Here is a 21,524-nt window from a genome sequence, read left to right as displayed (position 1 = left end):
CAAAAACAAGCAGATTAATGATCGCATTGCATCGTTTCAAATTCTATCCCCGCACCGGATGACCGTCTTCCTTCGGCAGCTTCTTCGCCGCCCGCCAGAAGCAGATCATATGTGCCGTCGCTGTGACCGCCCAGGAGATCGGGTACGACAGATACAGGATCGCCAGCGACCGCTGCGCTGCAAATATGGTAAAGATCCAAATCACCCGCAGTCCGCAGGCGCCGGTCAGAGAGACAAGCGTCGGCAGGATCGAATACCCAAGTCCGCGGATGCTTCCGACCATCGTATCCATCATGCCGCACAGGAAATACGTCGTACAGATGATCGACATCCGGAGCAGTCCATAGGAAATAACGTCGGCATCTTCTGAATATACCTGCAGCAGCCACGGACCTCCGAGGTATGCTGCAAATCCAAGCACCAGTCCTACTGTCACAACGACACCCTGGCAGGTGGCAAGAATCTTTTTGATCCGCGTATATTTCTCCGCTCCGATATTCTGGCTCGTAAAGCTTAAATTGGTCTGATACAGCGCATTCATCGAGGTATACACAAATCCCTCGATATTCTGCGACGCCGTGTTGCCTGCCATCGCAATCGAACCGAAGGAATTGACGGACGACTGAATCAGTACGTTGGAGATCGCAAAAATCGCACCCTGGATACCAGCCGGAAGACCTACCTTTATAATAAGAAGAAGTTTTCTCCGGTTGACTCCCAGCCTGGAAAGCGACAGCTTCATCGCGCCCTCTGAATGCATCAGGCAGCGGATAACCAGAAATGCGGAAATACACTGGGAAATCACGGTTGCCAGCGCGACACCCGCTACGTCCATCTGGAGCTGGGTAACAAAGAATATGTTCAGTGCTGCATTGATAACTCCTGCCACGGTCAGGAAATACAGCGGACGTTTCGTATCGCCGATCGCGCGCAGGATCGCACTTCCGAAGTTATACACCATCGTTGCCGGCATACCGGCAAAATAAATCCGCATGTAGATCGTCGATTTATCGATGACATCGTCCGGCGTCCCCATCAGTTCCAGCCAGAAACGTGAGGTAAACAAACCCAAAAAGACTAGAAACAGCCCGCTCATCAGGCTGACCGTGATCGCCGTATGGATTGTCTCGCTCATGTCGCGGTCATTCTTCGCGCCATAATAGCGTGCCACCAGAACGTTCGCACCGATCGACAGACCGATAAAGACGTTAATGAGAAGATTAATAAGGGAACTGGTCGAGCCGACTGCAGCCAGAGACTGGCTACCTGCAAAACGCCCCACCACGATCACATCTGCCGCATTGAAAAGAAGCTGAAGCACACCGGAAAGCATCAGCGGAATGGAGTATGTAAGTACCTTTCCGAGAATCGGACCATTGCACATATCCATTTCATAGGATTTCGCCATGTTTTTCATCCTTTCGTATCTTAAAAATAAAAGTCCTTTCATTTTTCGAAGGCTGGTCAGTTGATACTATTCTACCCCCTTTCCATGCGCTTTTCAAGCGTTCTTTTAATCGTTGACTTTTTCCCGGCGCGTTTTATAATAAGGGTAGATAATTTACGGCGTAAACTGTCTGGCATCTTCACAGTTACAGCCACTCTACTTATAAGGAGGACATCATGATGAACACACAGCGACTTGAGAAAGTTTTGAAGAAAATGGAAACAGAGGGGCTCGAGCAGATGATTATTTCCGATCCATATGCGATCTATTATCTGACGGGTCGTTTTATTGATCCGGGTGAACGTCTGCTGGCACTTTACATTAACCAGTCCGGCAAGAATAAGATCTTTATCAATAACCTCTTTACCGTTCCGGAAGATCTGGGCGTAGAGAAATTCCGCTTCTCGGATACAGACGATTACCTGACTCCTCTGTGCGACTGTGTTGAGGCAGGCAAACCGCTCGGTATTGATAAAACATTTGCTGCCCGTTTCCTGATTCCGGTCATCGATCATTCGGGCGCTTCCTCCTACAAGGTCAGCTCCATCTGCGTCGATGAGGTCCGTGCATGCAAGGATGACGAAGAACGTGAAAAAATGCGTGCGGTTTCCGCAATCAATGATAAGGCGATGGCACAGTTCCGCGGTCTGATCCATGAGGGCGTAACTGAGGAAGAGATCGCTTCCAAAATGTTAGATATTTATAAGAGTCTCGGTGCAGACGGATATTCCTTTGAACCACTGGTTGGCTTCGGTGCAAACTGCGCGCTTGGACACCACGGTCCGGACAATACTGTTCTGAAAGAGGGCGACACCGTCCTGTTTGATGTTGGATGCAGGAAGGATGGCTATTGTGCCGATATGACACGTACTTTCTTCTATAAAAAAGTACCGTCTGAGAAGCACCGCGCTATTTATGAGACTGTCCGCCGCGCAAATGCTGCCGCAGAAGCAATTCTGAAACCGGGCGTTCCGCTCTGCGAAGTCGATAAAGCTGCCCGCCAGATCATCGAGGATGCCGGATATGGTCCGAACTTTACCCATCGTCTGGGACATTTCATCGGTCTGGAAGTACATGAGTACGGCGATGTTTCTTCTGCGAACACCAAGGTCGCTGAGGTTGGCAATATCTTCTCCATCGAACCAGGTATTTATGTAGAAGGCGAAGTTGGCGTGAGAATCGAGGATCTGGTGCTGATTACTGAGGATGGATGCGAAATTCTAAACTCCTTCAGCAAGGAGCTGGATATTGTAGAGTAATCACATCGCATCATTTATAACACGATTATAAAAAAGAAACTGTTACAGATGGTATTTCTGGTAATTCCGATTACAAATCACGAATCATCCAGAAAGCCAGCATCTGTAGACAGTTTCTTTTTAGTTTTCTTTAAAAGCTAATTATAATTTTTCATTTATAAAAAGGCGTTTTACGCGTTCAGCTTCTCCGTCATCATTTCATTCACTTTACCCGGATTTGCCTTGCCCTTCATCGCTTTCATCACCTGACCAACCAGAAATCCAAGTACCTTTGTCTTTCCACTCTTGTACTCTTCCACCGTCTTCGGACTTGCGGCGAGCACATCGGAAACTGCCTGTTCCAGGGCACTGTCGTCATTGACCATGCCAAGTCCGTGTACTTCGACATAGGCGGACGGATCGACATCTTGCTCGAAAATAGCTGTAAATACTTCTTTTGCCGTGTTGTTATTGATCGTTCCGGCATCGACCAGATCGATGAGCTGTGCCAGATGCATCGGGGAGAACCACAGGCTTTCAGCGTCCTGTCCTTTTTCCTTGAGCAGGCGGCTTGCCTCGCCGATCAGCCAGTTTGCCGCTTTCTTCGGTTTCTGGCAGATGGTAGTGGTCTTTTCAAACATATCCGCCATCTTCTTAGACTCAGTCAGAATGCGGCTGTCATATTCAGACAGACCATATTCACTCTGGTAACGTGCCATTTTTTCCGGCTGCAATTCCGGCAGGACGGCGCGGACGGATTCCAGCCATTCATCGCTGATGCAGACCGGCGGAAGATCCGGATCCGGGAAATAACGGTAATCTTTCGCATCCTCTTTAGAACGCATCGCATAGGAGTATTCCTTGTTGTCATCCCAGCGTCTCGTCTCCTGGATGACCTTCCTGCCCTCTTCCAGCAGCTCAATCTGGCGGGCGCGCTCGCCGTCGATCGCACGGGCAATCGCCTTGAAAGAGTTCAAGTTCTTCATCTCGGTTCTCGTACCAAATGTCTCACTTCCCACCTCACGGACCGATAAGTTGACATCGGCACGCATCGAACCTTCCTGTAACTTACAATCGGATGCGCCCAGATACTGTACCAGCAGGCGCAGGCGTTCGAGGTAGGCAATAACCTCATCAGCACTCCGCATATCCGGCTCAGAAACGATCTCGATCAACGGCACGCCGCTTCGGTTGTAATCAACCAGCGAGCAGTCTTCCCACTCGTCGTGGATCAGCTTTCCGGCATCTTCCTCCATGTGAATTTCATGAATACGAATTTTCTTTTCACCGGCAGGTGTATCGATCGGGATATAACCGTCGTGGCAGATCGGGAGATACAGCTGGGAAATCTGGTAGTTCTGCGGGTTGTCCGGGTAAAAATAGTTTTTCCGGTCAAATTTACAAAACTGGTTGATACCACAGTTTGCCGCCAGACCGACAGACATCGCGTATTCAACGACCTTCTTATTTAAAACCGGCAGAGAACCCGGCATACCGGTACAAACCGGGCAGGTATGAGTATTTGGTTTTGCTCCAAATTCGGTGGAGCAGCCGCAGAAAATCTTGGTTTTCGTCGCCAGCTCTACGTGTACCTCCAAGCCGATGACTGTCTCATATTCTTTCTTCATCTTATCTGCCCTCCTTGTCTGTCATAACCGGAAGCTTCCATGCACCTCTCGCCTTTTCGTATGCAGATGCTGCGCCAAACAGCTTTTTTTCCTGGAAGCAGTCTGCGATCATCTGAAGCCCGATCGGAAGTCCCTTCGAATCCAGCCCGCACGGAACTGAAATGCCCGGAAGACCTGCCAGGTTGACCGAAACAGTATAAATATCGCCCAGATACATCTTCATCGGATCGGAAAGGCTGTCGCCCAGCAGCGGTGCCGTGGACGGCGCTGCCGGTCCCAGAATGACATCGTATTTCTCAAACGCCTTGTCAAATGCCTGTTTAATCAATGCTTTTGTGCGGAGTGCTTTCAGATAATATGCATCGTAGTAGCCGGAACTCAAAACGAACGAACCGAGCATGATACGGCGTTTTACCTCTGGTCCAAAGCCCTCGGAACGGCTCTTTTTATACATTTCATGTAAATCTTCATATTCCGGTGTGCGGTAACCGTACTTCACACCGTCAAACCGGGACAGGTTGGAGCTTGCCTCCGCCGATGCAATGACGTAATATGCTGGGATCGCATACTCAACCATGCCTAAATCAAAAAACTCCACTTCTGCCCCGCGTTCTTTTAACGCCTCAGCTGCCGCCAGAACAGCTTTTTTTACATCTTCATCGAGCCCTTCGCCCAGATAATCGGACGGGATTCCGATCTTCATCCCTTTTACCTCTCCGGTCAGGGCAGCGGTAAAATTGTACGCCTCCCGCTTGACAGAGGTGCTGTCCTTTTTATCATAGGAAGCGATCGTCTCCAGAATTGCCGCGCAGTCTGCGGTATCTTTCGCAATCGGTCCAATCTGATCCAGCGAGGAACCATAGGCGATCAGACCATACCGGGAAACCGTTCCATAGGTCGGTTTGATACCGGTCACGCCGCAGAAGGAACTTGGCTGGCGGATGGAACCGCCCGTATCTGAACCAAGAGCAAAAAAGGTCTCTCCCGCTGCGACAGCCGCACACGAGCCACCGGAAGATCCACCCGGTACATGCTCTGTATTCCACGGGTTTTTCGTCGGTCCAAACCAGGATGTCTCGGTCGTACTTCCCATCGCGAATTCATCCATATTTGTCTTGCCAAGCAGGATCGCACCGGCTTTTTTGAGGTTCAGCGCTGCCTCCGCTGAGTACGGAGGTACAAATCCCCTTAAAATTTTGGAACTGCACGTTGTCTCAATTCCCTCTGTACAAATATTATCCTTGATCGCCATTGGAACGCCCGCCAGCGGTCCGGTCAGGGTGCCATCGTCAATCTGTTTCTGGATCTCATCCGCCTGTGCCAGTGCTGCCTCCTCGGTCAGCGTTACATAAGCATGAACTGTATCTTCATATTTATGAATCCGTTCCAGAGATGCCTGTACCGCCTCCCGGACGGAGATTTGTTTTTCTTTAATTTCTTTTCCCAGCTCCAGCGCTGTTAATTCTGAAATTCCCATCCTGATTTCCTCCATATTGCTGCCTGTATCTCTACTTCTTTTTACTCCACTGTCCTCGGCACCTTGTACTGTTTTTCTTTCTGCTCCGGTGCATTCGAAAGCATCGCATCTGATTCATCTCCATTTTCCACGACATCTTCGCGGAACACATTGTGAATGTCAAAGACATGCGACATCGGTTCTACTTCCGAAGTATCAAGCTGATTCAGCATATCGATATACTCAAGCATCCGGCTCATGTCGCTTTTCGCTGCCTCTTTTTCCTCTGGGAAAAGGGAAAGCTTTGCTAAAATACCAACATAATCAATCATTTCATCGTCTATTTTCACTGCCATAAGTTCTGTTCCTTCCTATTATAATGTGTGTTATGGACAAGCTCTTTGTTTCATAGGAAATTGCGTCCTGTCACGTTACGGTACCAGACGGCTCATATCTCTCGGGAAGAGCGAAACCTCACGGACATTCTCCTCTTCAAGCAGCTGCATCGTCATACGTTCCAGACCGATACCGAGTCCGCCGTGAGGCGGCATACCGTGTTTGAAGGTGCTTAAATACTGTTCCATTCCCTCGGTATCCATACCGCGTTTTTCAATCTTCTCCATCAACTCGGTGTAGCTGTGGATACGCTGTCCGCCGGTTGTGACTTCCAGTCCACGGAATAAAAGGTCAAAGCTGAGTGTTACTTTCGGGTCTGTCGGGTCATCCATCGCGTAGAATGGACGCTTCTTGGATGGATAATGGGTGACAAACACGAAATCGGCGCCGTACTCTTCTTTAAAGTATCGTCCAATCAGGTGTTCTTCCTCCGGCTCCAGATCGTATGGGTTTTTGATCTGGGTTCCATATTTTTCGGAGGCAAGGCGTTTCGCCTCGGTAAAGGTCACTGCCGGAATCTTCTCTACTTCCGGAAGTTTGACTTTAAGGATTTCCAGCTCCGTGGAATATTCCTTCTTTAAAATTTCCACCATATGCTGAAGAAATCCGGTTTCCATCGCCATGATATCGGTAAAATCATCGATATATCCCATCTCAAAATCCAGTCCGGTATATTCGTTTAAATGGCGTTTTGTGTTATGCTTCTCCGCACGGAACACCGGACCAACCTCCATCACACGGTCAAACACACCGACCATCATCTGTTTGTAAAACTGCGGACTCTGCGCTAACACCGCCGGGCGGTGAAAATAATCGAGTTTAAAGACGTTTGCTCCGCCCTCGGCTCCTTTTGCTCCGATCTTCGGGGAATGAATTTCCGTAAATCCTTCTCCATGCAGGTACTCCCGGAATGCCCGTGCGATTCCTTCCTGGATTCTGAAACGTGCGCGCTCCCGCAGGTTGCGGAGTGTCAGAGAACGCATATCCAGTTTGGCTTCCAGGGATGCGCTCATTTTCCATTTTGATACGGCAATCGGCATCGGTTCTTCCGGTTTCGAGAGGATCCGAACACTCTTTAAACGAAGTTCCATGCCTCTCGGCGCCCGCTCTTCTTTTCGGAGGACACCGGAAACTTCTACGAATGTTTCTTCTCTTAATTCAGCAAAATCCGCGTCGGTCACACCTTTTTCATAGACAGTCTGCAGCACGCCGTCACGTTTCCGGAGAATCACAAATGCGATATCGCCCATGTTGCGGACACTCATGATCGCGCCGTTTACCTTTACTTCCCGTCCTTCCATACCGTCTGCAAACACGGCTGCCAGATCCAGCACTTCTTTTTCCTTTTTACCTGTCATAAATTCCATCGCTGTTTCCTCTCTTTCTCTGCTTTTTGATATGTCCGGGACGGGAATAAAGAATGTGCCTTGGCACATTCTCGCGCCGAGCGCGGTCGCTTGCGACAAACTAAAAAAGTCCCGGAATGACGTTCACTCACATCATTCCGGGACGGGATATTCCCGCGGTACCACCCGCATTTAAAAAGAAACGATTGTTTTTCTTTTTACTCTTTCGCTGCTTAACGCGCAGTCACGTGATGACCTACCTGCGGCGGCTGGCGGGGTGTCCAGTGTCGCTCTCAGTCATCCGGCTCCGGAGTGTTCCCTATTGTCCCGCTCCCTCCTGACACGGCTCTCAGCCGGTGACCGCGTCTTTCTGTCGGATTCTTCGAAACAGAGTCTCCATCTTTGCCTTTTAAAAAAGTGAGCACGAATACCATGATTATCATGGCATCCTTGCCCACCCCGTTGGATTCAATTTTTTATGTTCAAACTATAAACTATTTTTCTGAGTTTGTAAAGAGGTTTTTTAATTTTTTTTCACGCAGTAATTCTGTATGGAATATGTCAGCTTCGCTGACCAGAATCGCGCGCCAAGTCTCACGGACGTTCGACTTAAATAGAAGAAATCTTGTACAATATTCTCCCTTGAAACATTTTTTCAAAATTCGTGTGAAAATTGTATTGACATTCAGAATTTTTCGTGTATACTACTACACATAAAAGCAAGGGCGCTTCGAGATGATCGAGGTGCCCTTTTCTTTATGTAAAATGTGTCAGAGCACATTCATCTTACGTGGATTTAATCATCACAAAATCGCAGACATAAAACCTGAAAGGAGACATGAGTTATGAAAAAAAACATCCCTGAACTGTATGGAAGTCTTGTATTCAACAACAAAGTCATGAAAAGCAAATTGCCGCGAGATGTTTATAAGGCACTCCGCAAAACGATTGAAAATGGCAGCCATCTGGATCTCGATATTGCAAATGCAGTCGCAGTTGCAATGAAGGAATGGGCCGTTGAAAATGGTGCAACTCACTTCACACACTGGTTCCAGCCGATGACCGGCATCACCGCTGAGAAACACGACAGTTTCATCAACCCGGTTGGCGATGGCGAAGTCATCATGGATTTTTCCGGCAAAGAGCTGGTAAAGGGCGAACCGGATGCATCCAGTTTCCCATCCGGCGGACTTCGTGCCACCTTTGAGGCAAGAGGTTATACAGCCTGGGATCCAACCTCCCCGGCATTTATTAAAGACGATACACTCTGCATCCCGACCGCATTCTGTTCCTACAGCGGCGAGGCACTTGATACCAAAACCCCTCTTCTGCGTTCGATGGAAACCATCAACCGCGAGGCGCTGCGTGTCCTGAAGCTCTTCGGAAATGAAGATGTGACCCGCGTTGTCTCCACCGTTGGTCCGGAACAGGAGTATTTCCTGGTTGATAAAGAACTGTTTAATAAGAGAAGCGATTTGAAGTTCTGCGGAAGAACTCTGTTTGGCGCACCAGCTCCGAAGGGTCAGGAAATGGATGACCACTATTTCGGCGCTCTCCGTCCGAGAGTTTCCGCTTTCATGAAAGAACTGGATGAAGAGCTCTGGAAGCTCGGTATTCCGGCAAAAACCAAACACAACGAGGTAGCTCCGGCGCAGCATGAACTTGCCACCATCTACACGACTACCAATGTGGCAGTTGACAACAACCAGCTCACCATGGAAATCATGAAACGTGTGGCAGAAAAACATGGCCTTGTGTGCCTGCTCCATGAGAAACCATTTGAGGGCATCAACGGAAGCGGTAAACACAACAACTGGTCTTTATCGACCAACACCGGCGAAAACCTTCTTGATCCGGACCGCGATCCGGCAAAGAACTTACAATTCCTTCTCTTCCTGTTCGCAACGATCAAGGCAGTCGATGTCTACGGCGATCTGCTCCGCGTATCAGTTGCAACTGCTGGAAATGACCACCGTCTGGGCGGTAACGAGGCACCGCCAGCTATCGTGTCTATGTTTATCGGAGATGATCTGGAAGCAGTTCTCGATATTGTGGAAAAAGATCTCGAATCTGAGGCAAAAGAAGTCCAGACCATGAAGCCGGGCGCAAAGGTTCTGCCGCACTTTATCAAAGATACAACCGATCGCAACCGTACTTCTCCGTTTGCCTTTACCGGCAATAAATTCGAGTTCCGTATGCCAGGTTCCGCTCTCTCTGTATCGGAACCGAACATTGTCATCAATACAGCCGTAGCTGAAGTTTTAGGCGAATTTGCAGACCGTCTGGAAGGTCTTTCAGGCAAGGCTCTGGAGGCAGAAATCCATCTGCTCTTAAAGGAAGTGCTGCGTGATCACCGCCACATCGTATTCAACGGCAACGGTTACACCAGCGAATGGGTAGAGGAAGCTCACAAACGCGGACTCTTCGACCTGCCGAGCTGCGCAGAGGCATTTCCGCGCCTGATTGCTGAGAAAAACGTAGAACTGTTCCTGAAACACGGCATCTACACCAAGGAGGAACTCTTCTCCCGCTACGAAATCAAGGAAGAGAACTACATCAAGACCATCAACATCGAGGCAAAGACGATGCTTTCGATGATGAAGAAGACCTTCCTGCCGTCCGTCCTCTCCTACTGCAAGGAGCTGGCTGAAACCGCCGCAAAGACAAAGGCAATCCTGCCGGACGCACCGATCAGCGCCGAGAGCAAACTGCTTGAGAAGCTGTCCGGTCTCTACACCGAGATTTCCGAGAAAACCGAAGCACTGGCAGAGGCTGAAAAAGCGGCAGAATCCATGGAAGATAATATCGAGAAGGTTACATATTTCCACTATACGATTCTTGCCAAGATGGATGACTTGAGAAGCAGCGTTGATACCGCAGAAGCCCTGATTCCGGATTTCTTCCTGCCGTATCCGACTTACGATGAACTGCTGTTCTCCGTATAATCTGACATGTCAATATTATGACTTGATTGAAAAATCGAGAAAAATGTGTTATGATTTGGCTGCAAAATATTGGTATATTGTCTTTTATACTGATATTTTGCAGTCAATTTTGGGTTATTATCCCTGTTATTTTCTTATCATTCAGGTATCTTGAATACAAAGGAGGTTTATATCATGAGGGAGTCACTCACATACGAAACCGGGCTTCGTGAGGAATGCGGCGTATTTGGAATGTTTGACCTGGAGGGCGGCGATGTTGCCAGAGATATGTACTACGGACTCAGCGCACTCCAGCACCGCGGTCAGGAGTCATGCGGCATCGCAGTCTGTGACACGAACGGTCCAAAGGGCGTTGTCAACTGCTACAAAGGGCTGGGACTTGTCAATGAGGTATTTCATGAGGAGACGTTAAAACGCCTCGGCGGCAATCTGGGAGTTGGTCATGTCCGCTACTCCACAACTGGTTCTTCTACCATCGAAAACACACAGCCACTGGTACTTAAGTATTTTAAGGGAACACTCTGTCTGGCGCACAACGGAAACCTGGTAAATGCGTTTGAGATGCGCCGCCAGCTTGAAGAAACCGGCGCAATCTTCCAGACGACGATGGATTCAGAGGTAATCGCGTTCCACATCGCCAGAGAACGTCTGGCTGCCCCGACCGCTGAAGAGGCAATCAAACGGACCGCGGCAAAAACACGCGGCGCTTATGCCCTGATTATCTCCAGCCCGCGCAAGCTGATCGGTGTTCGTGACCCATTTGGTCTGCGTCCTCTCTGCCTCGGCAAAAAGGGAAATGTCTGGATCATGGCATCGGAAAGCTGTGCCATCACCTCGGTCGGCGGCGAATTTATCCGTGATATCGAACCGGGTGAGATCGTGACCATCACCCGCGACGGCGTTTTTTCTGATAAAAGCCTGCAGCAGGAAAAACGGGCGCACTGCGTTTTCGAATACATCTATTTTGCCCGCCTCGACAGCCACATCGATGATGTGAGCGTCTATGAGGCAAGGCTGCGCGGCGGCGCGGCTCTCGCACATTCCTTCCCTGCCGATGCCGACCTCGTCGCCGGTGTACCGGATTCCGGCCTGACCGCCGCGATGGGATATGCGAAGGCATCCGGCATTCCATATGAGATTATTTTCCATAAAAATAGCTATGTCGGCAGAACCTTCATCAAACCGACCCAGGAAGAACGCGAAAATAGCGTCCGTATCAAGCTTAATATTCTGGAACCGGCTGTCAGGGGAAAACGCATTGTCCTCGTCGATGACTCTATCGTGCGCGGTACGACGATGAAAAACCTGATCCGCATGCTCAAAAAAGCCGGGGCGAAGGAAGTCCATGTGCGCGTCAGCTCTCCGCCATTCCTCTTCCCCTGCTATTTCGGTACCGATGTCCCCTCCAATAAACAGCTCATCGCCAGCAGTCATTCCGTCGAAGAAATCTGCCGGGAGATCGGTGCGGATTCGCTTGGATATATGCCGGTTGAAGATCTCGAGGAGATGGCAGGCGGACTGCCGCTCTGTACGGCATGCTTCACCGGAAACTATCCGATGGATGTGCCGGATGGGGAGATTAAGGATGCATTAGAATAAATATTTCGCAAATGAAAAAGAATGTGCCTTGGCACATTCTCGCGCCGAGCGCGGTCGCTTGCGACATGTTTCTGCTTCGCGCGAGTGCGCATCATTGGCACGTTAGTGCCTTTTTGTGTAATAGGGAATTCCAAGGAATTTCCTATTACATAAAAAAGGGCTCTCACCGAGTCCTTTTTTATCCCTCACACTTTTTCACGTTTTGTCAAAACTTTTGTTTTTGTTTAAAATGTCTTATATGTTTTTATACATTGGATGACGGACGGTTATTCTGCGCTTTTAACGCTTTCAACTCGTCAAATACAACATCGTTCAGAACCTTAATGTAGGTTCCCTTCATACCGGACGAACGGGACTCAATAACGCCTGCACTCTCAAACTTGCGGAGTGCATTGACGATAACGGAACGGGTAATGCCGACTCTGTCTGCAATCTTGCTGGCTACCAGAATGCCCTCGTTGCCTTCCAGCTCATCAAAGATGTGGGTAATTGCTTCCAGTTCGGAGAAGGACAGGGTGCTGATCGCTGATTTAACGATCTGGATCTTTCTTGTCTCCTCTGCATTCTCCTCGTTGACAGAACGCATCATCTCAAGTCCGACAACAGTGGTTCCGTACTCACTCAGAATGATATCGTCGATGTCGTACTGTGCATCTGATTTGTAGATGAACAGAGTACCCAGTCTCTCACCGGATATATCAATAGGCGTGATGATCGCCTGATACTTCTTCACGTTCTCCTCAGCGAATCCCAATGTGGCAAGGTTGACATTTTCCTTCGTTGACAAAACGCTTAAAAGGCGTTCATTCAACATACGGTCAACAAAACCGCCGACCTGATCCTTGATCAACTCTTCGATCTCATCCACACCCTCATGAATCGCAACTCCGAGTACTTTACCTTTCTTGCTGATTACGAGAATATTGGATTCCAGTATGTCACTGAGGACTTCACAAATGTCATTGAACACAACCTTATGAGAATGGTTGTTGTGCAATAACTTATTAATTTTTCTAGTTTTGTCCAGTAATTGAACGCTCATTTTACCAGTTACCTCCTTTGCCTTTATCGTAAATTAGAATTCGATCCTAACCTGTAAGAATTGTAACACGATTTTCGTATAATAGCAAGAGTTTTTCTGTATTTTTCATTTTTTTTAATAATTAATATCTATTTCAAGAGTTTTTATGAGTTTTTTACAAAACCGCAGGCTTCGTTAGAACAAAGAAGCTTATTTCCCTTTTCGAGCATAATATGTCCACATTTCGGACACATTTCTTTTGACGGTTTCTGCCAGGTCATAAAATCGCAGTCCGGGTTATTTTCGCAGCCGTAATATCTTCTGCCCTTTTTCGATTTACGGATGACAATCTCACCACCGCATTTCGGGCACTTCACGCCGATCTTTTCCAGGTACGGCTTCGTGTTTTTACAGTCCGGGAATCCCGGGCAGGCAAGGAATTTGCCGTGCGGGCCATACTTAATTACCATGTTGCGCCCGCACTGGTCACAGATCACATCCGTCACCTCGTCAGCAATCTTGACGCTCTCAAGCGTCTTCTCCGCTTCTTTAACCGCCTTGTCAAGATCCGGATAAAAGTTTTCGATAACGGTCTTCCAGCCGATCGTGCCGTCCCCGATGCTGTCGAGCAGGTACTCCATATTTGCCGTAAACTGCAAATCAACGATGGATGGGAACGCCTTCTTCATCATCCGGTTGACTACCTCGCCAAGCTCCGTCACATAGAGGTTCTTATTTTCCTTCGCTACATAGCGGCGCGCGATGATTGTCGTGATGGTCGGTGCATAGGTACTTGGCCGTCCGATGCCCTGCTCTTCCAGCGCCTTGACGAGCGACGCCTCTGTATAATGTGCCGGTGGCTGTGTAAAATGCTGTGCCGGTTCTAACTGGTTTAAATCCAGCTTCATGCCTGCTTCCAGCGACTCGTTCAGAACGCCGTCGGTCTCCTTATCCTCGTCCTGTGAATAGACGGACATGAAGCCGTCAAATTTGATTTTGGACGCCGACAGGGTAAAAAGCTCCTCTCCGGCTGCTACCTTGACGGAGGTTGTCTCGTAAACCGCCGGGCGCATCCGGCTCGCCGTGAAGCGCTTCCAGATAAGCTGGTACAGACGGAACTGGTCTCTGGAAAGCTGTTCTTTTACCTGTACCGGCGTCAGTGTAATGTCGGTCGGACGGATCGCCTCGTGTGCGTCCTGGATCTTGGCGTCTGATTTTGCCGCTGCCGGCGCCTCGGACACGTAACTTGCCCCAAACTGGTCGCCGATATAGCTTCTCGCCGCCGCATCTGCCTCTGCCGCGATGCGGGTGGAATCGGTACGCAGGTAGGTGATCAGACCGATTGTGCCGCGTCCCTTGATATCCACGCCCTCATAGAGCTGCTGGGCAAGGCGCATCGTCTTCTGCGTTGAGAAATTCAGCGTCTTGGATGCCTCCTGCTGCAGCGTACTGGTCGTAAACGGGATCGGCGCCTTCTTCACGCGCTCGCCCAGCTTCACATCGCGCACTTCGTACTCACAGCCCTCCAGACGCTTCATAAGCGCCTCCACTTCCTCTTTGCTGTGAATTGCCTTCCTGCCGTCCTTATCGCCGTAATAATGGGCGGTCAGCTTCTTTCTGGAGCCATGTACGTGGAGCTGTGCATCCAGCGTCCAGTATTCTTCCGGTATAAACGCATTGATCTCTTCCTCACGGTCGCAGATCATACGCAGCGCGACCGACTGCACACGACCGGCGCTGAGTCCTCTCTTGACCTTCGCCCAGAGAAGCGGGCTGATGAGGTAACCCACCATACGGTCGAGCATACGTCTCGCCTGCTGTGCATCCACCAGATTTTCATCGATGGCACGCGGCTCTTTTAAAGATGCCTTGACGGCGTTTTTTGTAATCTCATTGAAACTGATACGGTAAACCTTTTTATCTTTCTGTTCATCCAGCTTTAATGCTTTCATCAGGTGCCAGGAGATCGCCTCTCCCTCGCGGTCCGGGTCAGTTGCGAGATAAATCTTATCCGCTTTTTTAACCTCTTTCCGCAGACGCGCCAACACATCGCCCTTTCCCCGGATGGTGATATACTTCGGCTCATATCCATGCTCTACGTCCACCCCCAGCGTACTCTTAGGGAGGTCGCGCACATGACCGCCGGAGGCGTCCACCTCATAGTTGGAACCCAAAAATTTTTTAATTGTCTTGACTTTCGCCGGAGACTCTACAATAACCAGATTTTTTGCCATAACAGACCTCTATACAATCTTCCTAACGTAATATTGATTCATTGGCTGCAGGATCAATCCCTGCATTTCCAGATTCAAAAGCGCAGTCATGCATTCCCCAGCTGTCACCCCACAGCTTTTCATGACCGCTTCCAGATGTTTCGGTTGTGAATCTAGGCAACTATACACCATTTTTTCCGACTTGGCAAGTGCATTTACTGATTTTATTGTTTTTTTACAAGAATTTTTACATTTTATATGGAAGAAATCCAACACATCCTCCGGTTTCGTCACGATCCCCGCCCCCTGTGCAATCAGCCGGTTGCAGCCCTCACTGAGCGGATCGATGCGCCGTCCCGGCAGCGCAAATACCTCTTTTCCCTGCTCCAGCGCCAGATCCGCCGTAATCAGGGAACCGCTTCTTTTTCGCGCTTCCACGACCAGCACCAGGTCGGAAAGTCCGCTGATGATCCGGTTCCGGATTGGAAAATGGGATGCCGTCGGCGGTACACCCGGTCCATATTCTGACAATATGCCGCCTTGTTCACGGATGCGCGCATGCAGCCGTATGCCGGATGGCGGATAACAGGTGTCAATCCCACAGCCCATCACGGCATACGTCAGTCCACCGCCATCCATCGCGCCCTTATGCCCCGCCTGATCGATCCCCAGCGCCATGCCACTCACTACCTGCACGCCGTTTTCTGCCAGAATCCGGCCGAAATACTCTGCCTCCTGTCGTCCATACGGCGTACAGCTGCGCGCCCCGATGACTGCCGCGGATGGTTTCGCATCTTCTGGAAGCATTCCACGCACAAACAGCCACATCGGTTTATCATAGATATGCGTCAGGCGCTTCGGATATGCCGCCTCACCGCACAGAATGAAACGTACCCCCTGTTCCTCCAGCCTATCGTATTCTTCCACGCGCTGTTTGAAGAGCGGAACCGCTTCCTCCAGCCCCTTTTTCACAGCTTTTCCGAGAAAGGAGCATATAAACGGATCCAGTTTCTTCCTATTATATAAAACCCGCTCATAGATTCTCTCAAAACTGCCGCACGATTCATATAATTTAGCCGCCGTCACCGCGCCGATTCCATCCACTCGCGATAGCCAGTAGGCATGGATGCGCTCACGGTCGGAATACTGCATATTTTCTGTCAGAAGCACATTTTTATGCGACGGTTCCTGTGTTTTTCCATATAGTTCCTGCATAGAAAGCTGAGCATTCTGTACATTGCTCTCTTCTTTTCCTATTTCCATATCTTTTCCCCCTATATATGTCAGATCGGCTGCCTTTTACCATATAACAATTACAACCCTTGTTAAACTTTTTATTCTTTCAATCTTTTAGACATGCTTCTTTTCAGAGACTCCCCCAATATTTTTTTTCAAAACTCCGGAATCCTATCGCCTCCGCTAACTGCGTCCGCCCGATCTCCGCCTGTCCATCCAGATCGGCAAGTGTGCGCGCTACTTTTAAAATCTTTCCGTGTCCCCTGGCACTGATTCCCTGCTGCCGTTCGACCTTTTCCAGAAATACCGCATCTTCCCCGGACAGACGGCAATACTCTTCGATCTGGCGGCGGGTCATCTGGCTGTTATAGGAGATAGATTCGTCTGCAAACCTCTTTTCCTGTCGAGCGCGCGCCTCCATGACGCGGGCGCGCATGACAGCGGAGGAATTCCTCTGCTCTGTCTGTGGAAAACTCCCCTCATCTATACTTTTCTCTGCAGCCATCATCCCCAAATCCTGCCGCGGTACTTCCACCCCAATATCGATCCGATCTAAAAATGGTCCCGAAACGCGGTTCAGATACCGGCGGATCTGGGTTGGAGTACAACGGCATTTTCCCAAATCTGGGAAAAAACCGCATTTGCAGGGATTCATCGCCGCCGCAATCATCGTTTTTGCCGGAAATACAACCGTCTGGTTGAGACGGGAAACCGTGATGCTTCCTTCCTCCATCGGCTGACGCAGCAGATCCAAAATTTTCGGCTGAAACTCCGTTAACTCATCTAAAAAGAGGGTTCCATAACTGGCGAGTGAGATCTCCCCGGGCTTCGGATTTCGTCCTCCGCCTGCCATCGCCTGGGCGGTCGTGCTGTGATGCGGACTGCGGAACGGACGCTGCAAAACCAGCGGCGTGTCTGGCTTCAGGAGACCGCAGATACTGTATATCTTCGAAACTTCAATGCTTTCCTCCAGCGTAAGCGGCGGCAAAATTGTCGGAATACGCCGAGCTGCCATCGTTTTTCCCGTTCCAGCCGGTCCGATATAGAGAATGTTGTGACGCCCCGCTGCTGCTGCCTCGGTTGCCTGCCGCACCAGCGGAAGTCCGACGATCTCATCAAAATCGACGTCAAATTCTTCCTGTCCCGCCTGAAACAGATCGGGTGTGAACCATTGTCCGTGAATCTGTTCCGGATGCTGCAGGCAACCCGTCAGCGCTTTCACATCCCGGACTCCGACGATCTCGATTCCATCCACAGCCCGTCCCTCCTGTACATTCTCTTCGGATAGAAAAACCCGTTTCATTCCGCAGCGGCGCGCTTCATAGACCATCGAGAGAACACCGGTCAACGGCTTGATGCTGCCGTCCAAACCCAGTTCACCGATAAACGCCCATTGGTCCCAATCCGGTGCAGAATTATTCTCCTCATCTTCCATCCCATCCATTTCCGGGCAGGTTTCATCCGTCTTTCTTATTTTTGCCTTTTCACCCTGTTCCCACAAGCACCTCAAAATTCCTGCCGCGATCGCCAGATCACACCCCGTTCCCTCTTTCCGCACCCCGGCTGGCGATAAATTGACCGTGATCCGCTTCGGCGGCAGGCAAAACCCCGCATTCCGAAGTGCGGTCCGAACGCGCTCCTGCGCCTCCCGCACCTCCTCCGCCAGGTAGCCCACCATGACAAAACTCGGCAATCCGTTACTCACATCAACTTCCACCGTGATCCGGTAGCCATCGATGCCGCGGGTGCTGAAACTGTTTATTTTACTGAACATATATTTCCCCCTATTATTGATTTTTTACCTTGCCTTGTATTTTTCATATCATACAGGCTTAAAATTTGGATACTTTTAATGATATTTTGAATTTTTAGAATTAAAAATATATTATAACAATCTTATTTTCTCTGAAATTGATATCACCCAAAAGAGGTGGGGTCTTCTCAACTGAGATAAAAGAGATTCTACTTGAATTTGATTTGAAATTAAAATAAATAGATTTGAATCATGAAATCAGATTTACCAGACCTAAAATAGATATTCACTCTTTCATTATATATAGACCTGCGGCAGAATGCAAGCCAAAACAGCTTAGAACTATGACACTAATTAATTGACATTGTGCGCACAAAAAACAAAACGCTGCCGCAAAATGCTAACATATAACATTCTGCTGCAGCTTTTTGTTTTTAATCTATCTCTTTAAACAAAATCTTCTCCCAGCTTCTCTGCCGCCGCGCGTGCAATCTGCTCCGGCGTGATCGGAAGCTCATAGAATCGTTTTCCGACTGCATTGTACACCGCATCAGCAATCGCCGGAAGCGGCGTGTTGATAACAATCTCGCCGATCGACTTTGCTCCGAACGGACCAGATGGCTCATAACTGCTCTCAAACTCGACGTTTAAATGTCCATAGTCAATCCGGGTCGGAATCTTATACTGCATCAGGGAATTTTCACGCACACCACCCTGTGCATTGCGGGTAATATTTTCCGTCAGCGCCATGCCGATTCCCTGCATCAGACCGCCCTCAACCTGCAGGCGGGACAGATTCGGATTGATCGGTGTACCGCAGTCTACCGCTGCCGCATAATTAATAACGCTGGTTTCGCCTGTCTCCATATCAATCTCAAGCTCAACCGCACCTGCCATAAACGGAGGCGGGGAAATGTGGGCGGTTCTCGACTCGGTTACCTCCAGCGGAATTTCATGCCCGTACATGGACGCCGTTGCGATATCAGCCAGAGCGATCTTCTTCGTCTCATCCCCGGCTTTTTCGGTTGTGAATACCTCTTTTCCGTCAAATTCCACTGCATCCGCCGGGACGCCCAGAAGCTCTGCACCCAGTTTACAGATCTGCTCACGCAGGCGCAGCGCACACCGTTCGGTCGCTTTTCCGGTCAGATAGGTCGTACTCGATGCATAAGAACCTGAGTCATACGGGGATGAATCCGTGTCCGCGCCCAGCACCGTGATCGCGTCGATTGGGCATTCCAGCACTTCCGCCGCAATCTGCGCCAGAATCGTGTCACAGCCGGTTCCCATATCTGCCGCTCCGAGCGACAATGTATAGAACCCTTCGTCGTTGACTTTGAGACGGGCACTTCCGACATCCATCGCCGTGATTGCCGATCCCTGCATCGCCATACCCATGCCGACGCTGCGGACCTTGCCATTGCCCATGTCACGCACCGGATATTTGTCTTCCCAGCCGATCATCTCACGCACTTTTTTTACACAACGGTCGAGTGCGCAGCTTGTATTAACCTGATTATAATATGCTGGCATCAGATCGCCCTCTTTAACCATGTTTTTCAGGCGGATCTCAAAGCGATCCATCTGAATCTGGTCTGCCAGCTCATTGACCGCCGACTCGATCGCGAAAAGTCCCTGTGTCGCACCATAGCCACGGTACGCGCCTGCCGACATGATATTCGTATAGACAACATCGCTGATAAAGCGGAATGCTTCAACACTTCCATACAACGGGATCGATTTGTGTCCTGACAGCCCAACGGTTGTCGGTCCATGCTCGCCGTAAGCACCGGTATTGGACAATGTGTAAAGATCGATGCCGCGGATCGTGCCGTCCTTCATCGCTCCCAGACGCACATGCATCTCCATCTCATGGCGCGGCGAAGACGCCGTCTGTGTCTCCATCCGGCTATAAATCAGCTTCGATGGTTTTTTCGTCATCCAGGTAACGAATGCCGGATACACTTCACAGACCGCCGTTTGCTTCGCACCAAACCCTCCGCCGATTCTCGGCTTGCTCACGCGCACCATCGACTTCGGGATATGAAGCGCATTTGCCACGATTCTGCGACAGTGGAACACGATCTGCGTGGAACTTAAAATATTTAATCTTCCGTAGGTATCGATCGAACAATAGGTACGGAATGTCTCCATCATCGTCTGCTGGCACGGCTTTGTGTGGTATACATGGTCAATCACGATGTCGCAGTCCTTTAAAACCGCCTCGACATCCCCGTTGCCGCACTCATCGTGCGCGCAGAGGTTGCGCTTGTTGTCTGCGCCGACCGGAGCAAGACTCTCCCAGTTGTCCTCTGGGTGAACCAGGATCGGGTTGTCCTTTGACGTATGGAAATCCAGAACCGGCTCTAAGACTTCGTACTGTACCTTGATCAGGCGAAGTGCTTTATCGACACATTTTTCATCTTTTCCTGCTACAATCGCCACAATATCGCCCTGAAAACGGACATGGCGGTCGATCAGGAGACGGTCATACGGGCTCGCCTCCGGGTATGTCTGCCCCGCCTGTGTGTAGCGCTTTGCATCCTGCGGCACATCCTCCCAGGTATAAATTGCCTCGATGCCCGGAACTTTCATTGCGATCGCGGTGTTGATCGTTTTTACCATCGCATTCGCATACGGGGAACGCAGAAGTTTGACGATCAGGCAGTCCTGCGGCGCCAGATCATCCACGTAAACCGGCTGTCCGGTTACCAGCTGCATCGCATCTTTTTTTCGTACAGAAGTATTGACTACTCTCATTCTGCCGCCTCCTTCTGTTTTTCTCTCTTCCAGTCTAAAAATGCCAGAATGCCGCGAAGCTGTCCTTCATAACCGGAACAGCGGCACAGGTTTCCTGCCAGATATTCGCGGATTTCATCCTCCTCCGGGAACTCTTTTTCCCGGAACAGCGCCAGCGCATTCATGATAAAGCCTGGATTACAGAAGCCGCACTGTTCGGCTCCCTGATCGGCAATGAATGCGCCAAATTCTTTTGCCTCCTCCTGGAGTCCTTCCAGCGTCGTCACGCTGTGACCGTCCGCCCGCGCCGCCAGCACGGAACAGGAAAGCACTGGTTTTTCATCCAGAAATACGGTACAGAGTCCGCAGTTTGCCGTCTCGCAGCCGCGCTTGACACTGTAACAGCCCTGACTGCGTACCAGATCAATCAGAAGCGTATCCGGTTCAATCTCCGGGGAAATCTTCGTTCCATTTAGAGTAATCGTTATCTGCATCATATGTGAATCT

At 49.8% G+C, this 21,524-nt stretch carries 14 protein-coding genes; 3 read left to right on the top strand and 11 right to left on the bottom strand.

Going from position 1 to position 21,524, the window contains the following annotated elements; genetic code table 11:
• Positions 1 to 43: 43 nt before the first annotated feature.
• Complete coding sequence (locus PUQ60_RS00580) at positions 44 to 1,408, bottom strand: MATE family efflux transporter (RefSeq protein WP_270231382.1); 1,365 nt, start codon at positions 1,406 to 1,408, stop codon at positions 44 to 46.
• A 218-nt stretch (positions 1,409 to 1,626) separates the two neighbouring features.
• Here PUQ60_RS00580 and PUQ60_RS00575 point away from each other — a divergent pair, with 218 nt between their 5' ends.
• Positions 1,627 to 2,706: a Xaa-Pro peptidase family protein gene (locus PUQ60_RS00575; RefSeq protein WP_273379912.1), complete on the top strand. Its 1,080-nt coding sequence runs from the start codon at positions 1,627 to 1,629 to the stop codon at positions 2,704 to 2,706.
• Positions 2,707 to 2,876: 170 nt separating this feature from the next.
• On the opposite strand, the gene gatB is transcribed toward PUQ60_RS00575, so the two are convergent.
• The 4 genes from gatB to aspS all read right to left on the bottom strand — a co-directional run bounded on the left by gatB (position 2,877) and on the right by aspS (position 7,532).
• Positions 2,877 to 4,313 (bottom strand): Asp-tRNA(Asn)/Glu-tRNA(Gln) amidotransferase subunit GatB, encoded by a 1,437-nt coding sequence (gene gatB, locus PUQ60_RS00570; RefSeq protein ID WP_273379899.1) that lies wholly within the window; start codon positions 4,311 to 4,313, stop codon positions 2,877 to 2,879.
• A 1-nt stretch (position 4,314) separates the two neighbouring features.
• Positions 4,315 to 5,790, bottom strand: coding sequence for an Asp-tRNA(Asn)/Glu-tRNA(Gln) amidotransferase subunit GatA (gatA, locus tag PUQ60_RS00565; RefSeq protein ID WP_273379901.1), 1,476 nt, complete (start codon positions 5,788 to 5,790; stop codon positions 4,315 to 4,317).
• 41 nt (positions 5,791 to 5,831) lie between these two features.
• Positions 5,832 to 6,125 (bottom strand): Asp-tRNA(Asn)/Glu-tRNA(Gln) amidotransferase subunit GatC, encoded by a 294-nt coding sequence (gene gatC, locus PUQ60_RS00560; RefSeq protein ID WP_273379903.1) that lies wholly within the window; start codon positions 6,123 to 6,125, stop codon positions 5,832 to 5,834.
• 75 nt (positions 6,126 to 6,200) lie between these two features.
• On the bottom strand, positions 6,201 to 7,532 hold the full coding sequence (aspS, locus tag PUQ60_RS00555; protein WP_022360244.1) for an aspartate--tRNA(Asn) ligase: 1,332 nt from the start codon (positions 7,530 to 7,532) through the stop codon (positions 6,201 to 6,203).
• Positions 7,533 to 8,356: 824 nt separating this feature from the next.
• On the opposite strand from aspS, the gene PUQ60_RS00550 reads away from it, so the two are divergent.
• Both PUQ60_RS00550 and purF read left to right on the top strand, forming a co-directional pair.
• Positions 8,357 to 10,456 carry a glutamine synthetase III gene (locus PUQ60_RS00550; protein ID WP_273379905.1) on the top strand — a complete coding sequence of 700 codons (2,100 nt, stop codon included), beginning with the start codon at positions 8,357 to 8,359 and terminating at the stop codon, positions 10,454 to 10,456.
• Between the two features lie 174 nt (positions 10,457 to 10,630).
• Positions 10,631 to 12,055, top strand: a complete 1,425-nt coding sequence (gene purF, locus PUQ60_RS00545; RefSeq protein ID WP_118491450.1) for an amidophosphoribosyltransferase — start codon at positions 10,631 to 10,633, stop codon at positions 12,053 to 12,055.
• A 244-nt stretch (positions 12,056 to 12,299) separates the two neighbouring features.
• Here purF and codY read toward each other — a convergent pair whose 3' ends face one another.
• The 6 genes from codY to PUQ60_RS00515 form a co-directional block, all read right to left on the bottom strand.
• The gene (gene codY / locus PUQ60_RS00540; protein WP_022360247.1) at positions 12,300 to 13,097 is read right to left on the bottom strand and encodes a GTP-sensing pleiotropic transcriptional regulator CodY; all 798 of its coding nucleotides are present in this window, start codon (positions 13,095 to 13,097) and stop codon (positions 12,300 to 12,302) included.
• Between the two features lie 143 nt (positions 13,098 to 13,240).
• On the bottom strand, positions 13,241 to 15,310 hold the full coding sequence (topA, locus tag PUQ60_RS00535; RefSeq protein ID WP_106999929.1) for a type I DNA topoisomerase: 2,070 nt from the start codon (positions 15,308 to 15,310) through the stop codon (positions 13,241 to 13,243).
• 9 nt (positions 15,311 to 15,319) lie between these two features.
• A complete protein-coding gene (dprA, locus tag PUQ60_RS00530; protein WP_273380997.1) occupies positions 15,320 to 16,552 on the bottom strand; it encodes a DNA-processing protein DprA in 1,233 nt (410 codons plus the stop codon).
• Between the two features lie 103 nt (positions 16,553 to 16,655).
• Positions 16,656 to 18,299 carry a YifB family Mg chelatase-like AAA ATPase gene (locus PUQ60_RS00525; RefSeq protein WP_273380998.1) on the bottom strand — a complete coding sequence of 548 codons (1,644 nt, stop codon included), beginning with the start codon at positions 18,297 to 18,299 and terminating at the stop codon, positions 16,656 to 16,658.
• 426 nt (positions 18,300 to 18,725) lie between these two features.
• A complete protein-coding gene (locus tag PUQ60_RS00520; RefSeq protein WP_273381000.1) occupies positions 18,726 to 21,038 on the bottom strand; it encodes a molybdopterin cofactor-binding domain-containing protein in 2,313 nt (770 codons plus the stop codon).
• Positions 21,035 to 21,511 (bottom strand): (2Fe-2S)-binding protein, encoded by a 477-nt coding sequence (locus tag PUQ60_RS00515; RefSeq protein WP_107000403.1) that lies wholly within the window; start codon positions 21,509 to 21,511, stop codon positions 21,035 to 21,037. The genes PUQ60_RS00520 and PUQ60_RS00515 overlap by 4 nt, the downstream gene beginning before the upstream one ends.
• Between the last annotated feature and the right edge of the window lie 13 nt (positions 21,512 to 21,524).

The sequence above is a fragment of the Clostridium sp. AF02-29 genome (assembly GCF_934835585.1).
Taxonomy (GTDB): domain Bacteria; phylum Bacillota; class Clostridia; order Lachnospirales; family Lachnospiraceae; genus Otoolea; species Otoolea fessa.
Note: the sequence above shows the minus strand (reverse complement) of the source record. Positions and strands in the feature narration are given on the sequence as shown.

Coding starts and splice junctions, on each gene's coding strand:
- PUQ60_RS00580 (WP_270231382.1), bottom strand. CDS start 1,408: ATGGCGAAATCCTATGAAATGGATATGTGCAATGGTCCGATTCTCGGA.
- PUQ60_RS00575 (WP_273379912.1), top strand. CDS start 1,627: ATGAACACACAGCGACTTGAGAAAGTTTTGAAGAAAATGGAAACAGAG.
- gatB (WP_273379899.1), bottom strand. CDS start 4,313: ATGAAGAAAGAATATGAGACAGTCATCGGCTTGGAGGTACACGTAGAG.
- gatA (WP_273379901.1), bottom strand. CDS start 5,790: ATGGGAATTTCAGAATTAACAGCGCTGGAGCTGGGAAAAGAAATTAAA.
- gatC (WP_273379903.1), bottom strand. CDS start 6,125: ATGGCAGTGAAAATAGACGATGAAATGATTGATTATGTTGGTATTTTA.
- aspS (WP_022360244.1), bottom strand. CDS start 7,532: ATGGAATTTATGACAGGTAAAAAGGAAAAAGAAGTGCTGGATCTGGCA.
- PUQ60_RS00550 (WP_273379905.1), top strand. CDS start 8,357: ATGAAAAAAAACATCCCTGAACTGTATGGAAGTCTTGTATTCAACAAC.
- purF (WP_118491450.1), top strand. CDS start 10,631: ATGAGGGAGTCACTCACATACGAAACCGGGCTTCGTGAGGAATGCGGC.
- codY (WP_022360247.1), bottom strand. CDS start 13,097: ATGAGCGTTCAATTACTGGACAAAACTAGAAAAATTAATAAGTTATTG.
- topA (WP_106999929.1), bottom strand. CDS start 15,310: ATGGCAAAAAATCTGGTTATTGTAGAGTCTCCGGCGAAAGTCAAGACA.
- dprA (WP_273380997.1), bottom strand. CDS start 16,552: ATGGAAATAGGAAAAGAAGAGAGCAATGTACAGAATGCTCAGCTTTCT.
- PUQ60_RS00525 (WP_273380998.1), bottom strand. CDS start 18,299: ATGTTCAGTAAAATAAACAGTTTCAGCACCCGCGGCATCGATGGCTAC.
- PUQ60_RS00520 (WP_273381000.1), bottom strand. CDS start 21,038: ATGAGAGTAGTCAATACTTCTGTACGAAAAAAAGATGCGATGCAGCTG.
- PUQ60_RS00515 (WP_107000403.1), bottom strand. CDS start 21,511: ATGCAGATAACGATTACTCTAAATGGAACGAAGATTTCCCCGGAGATT.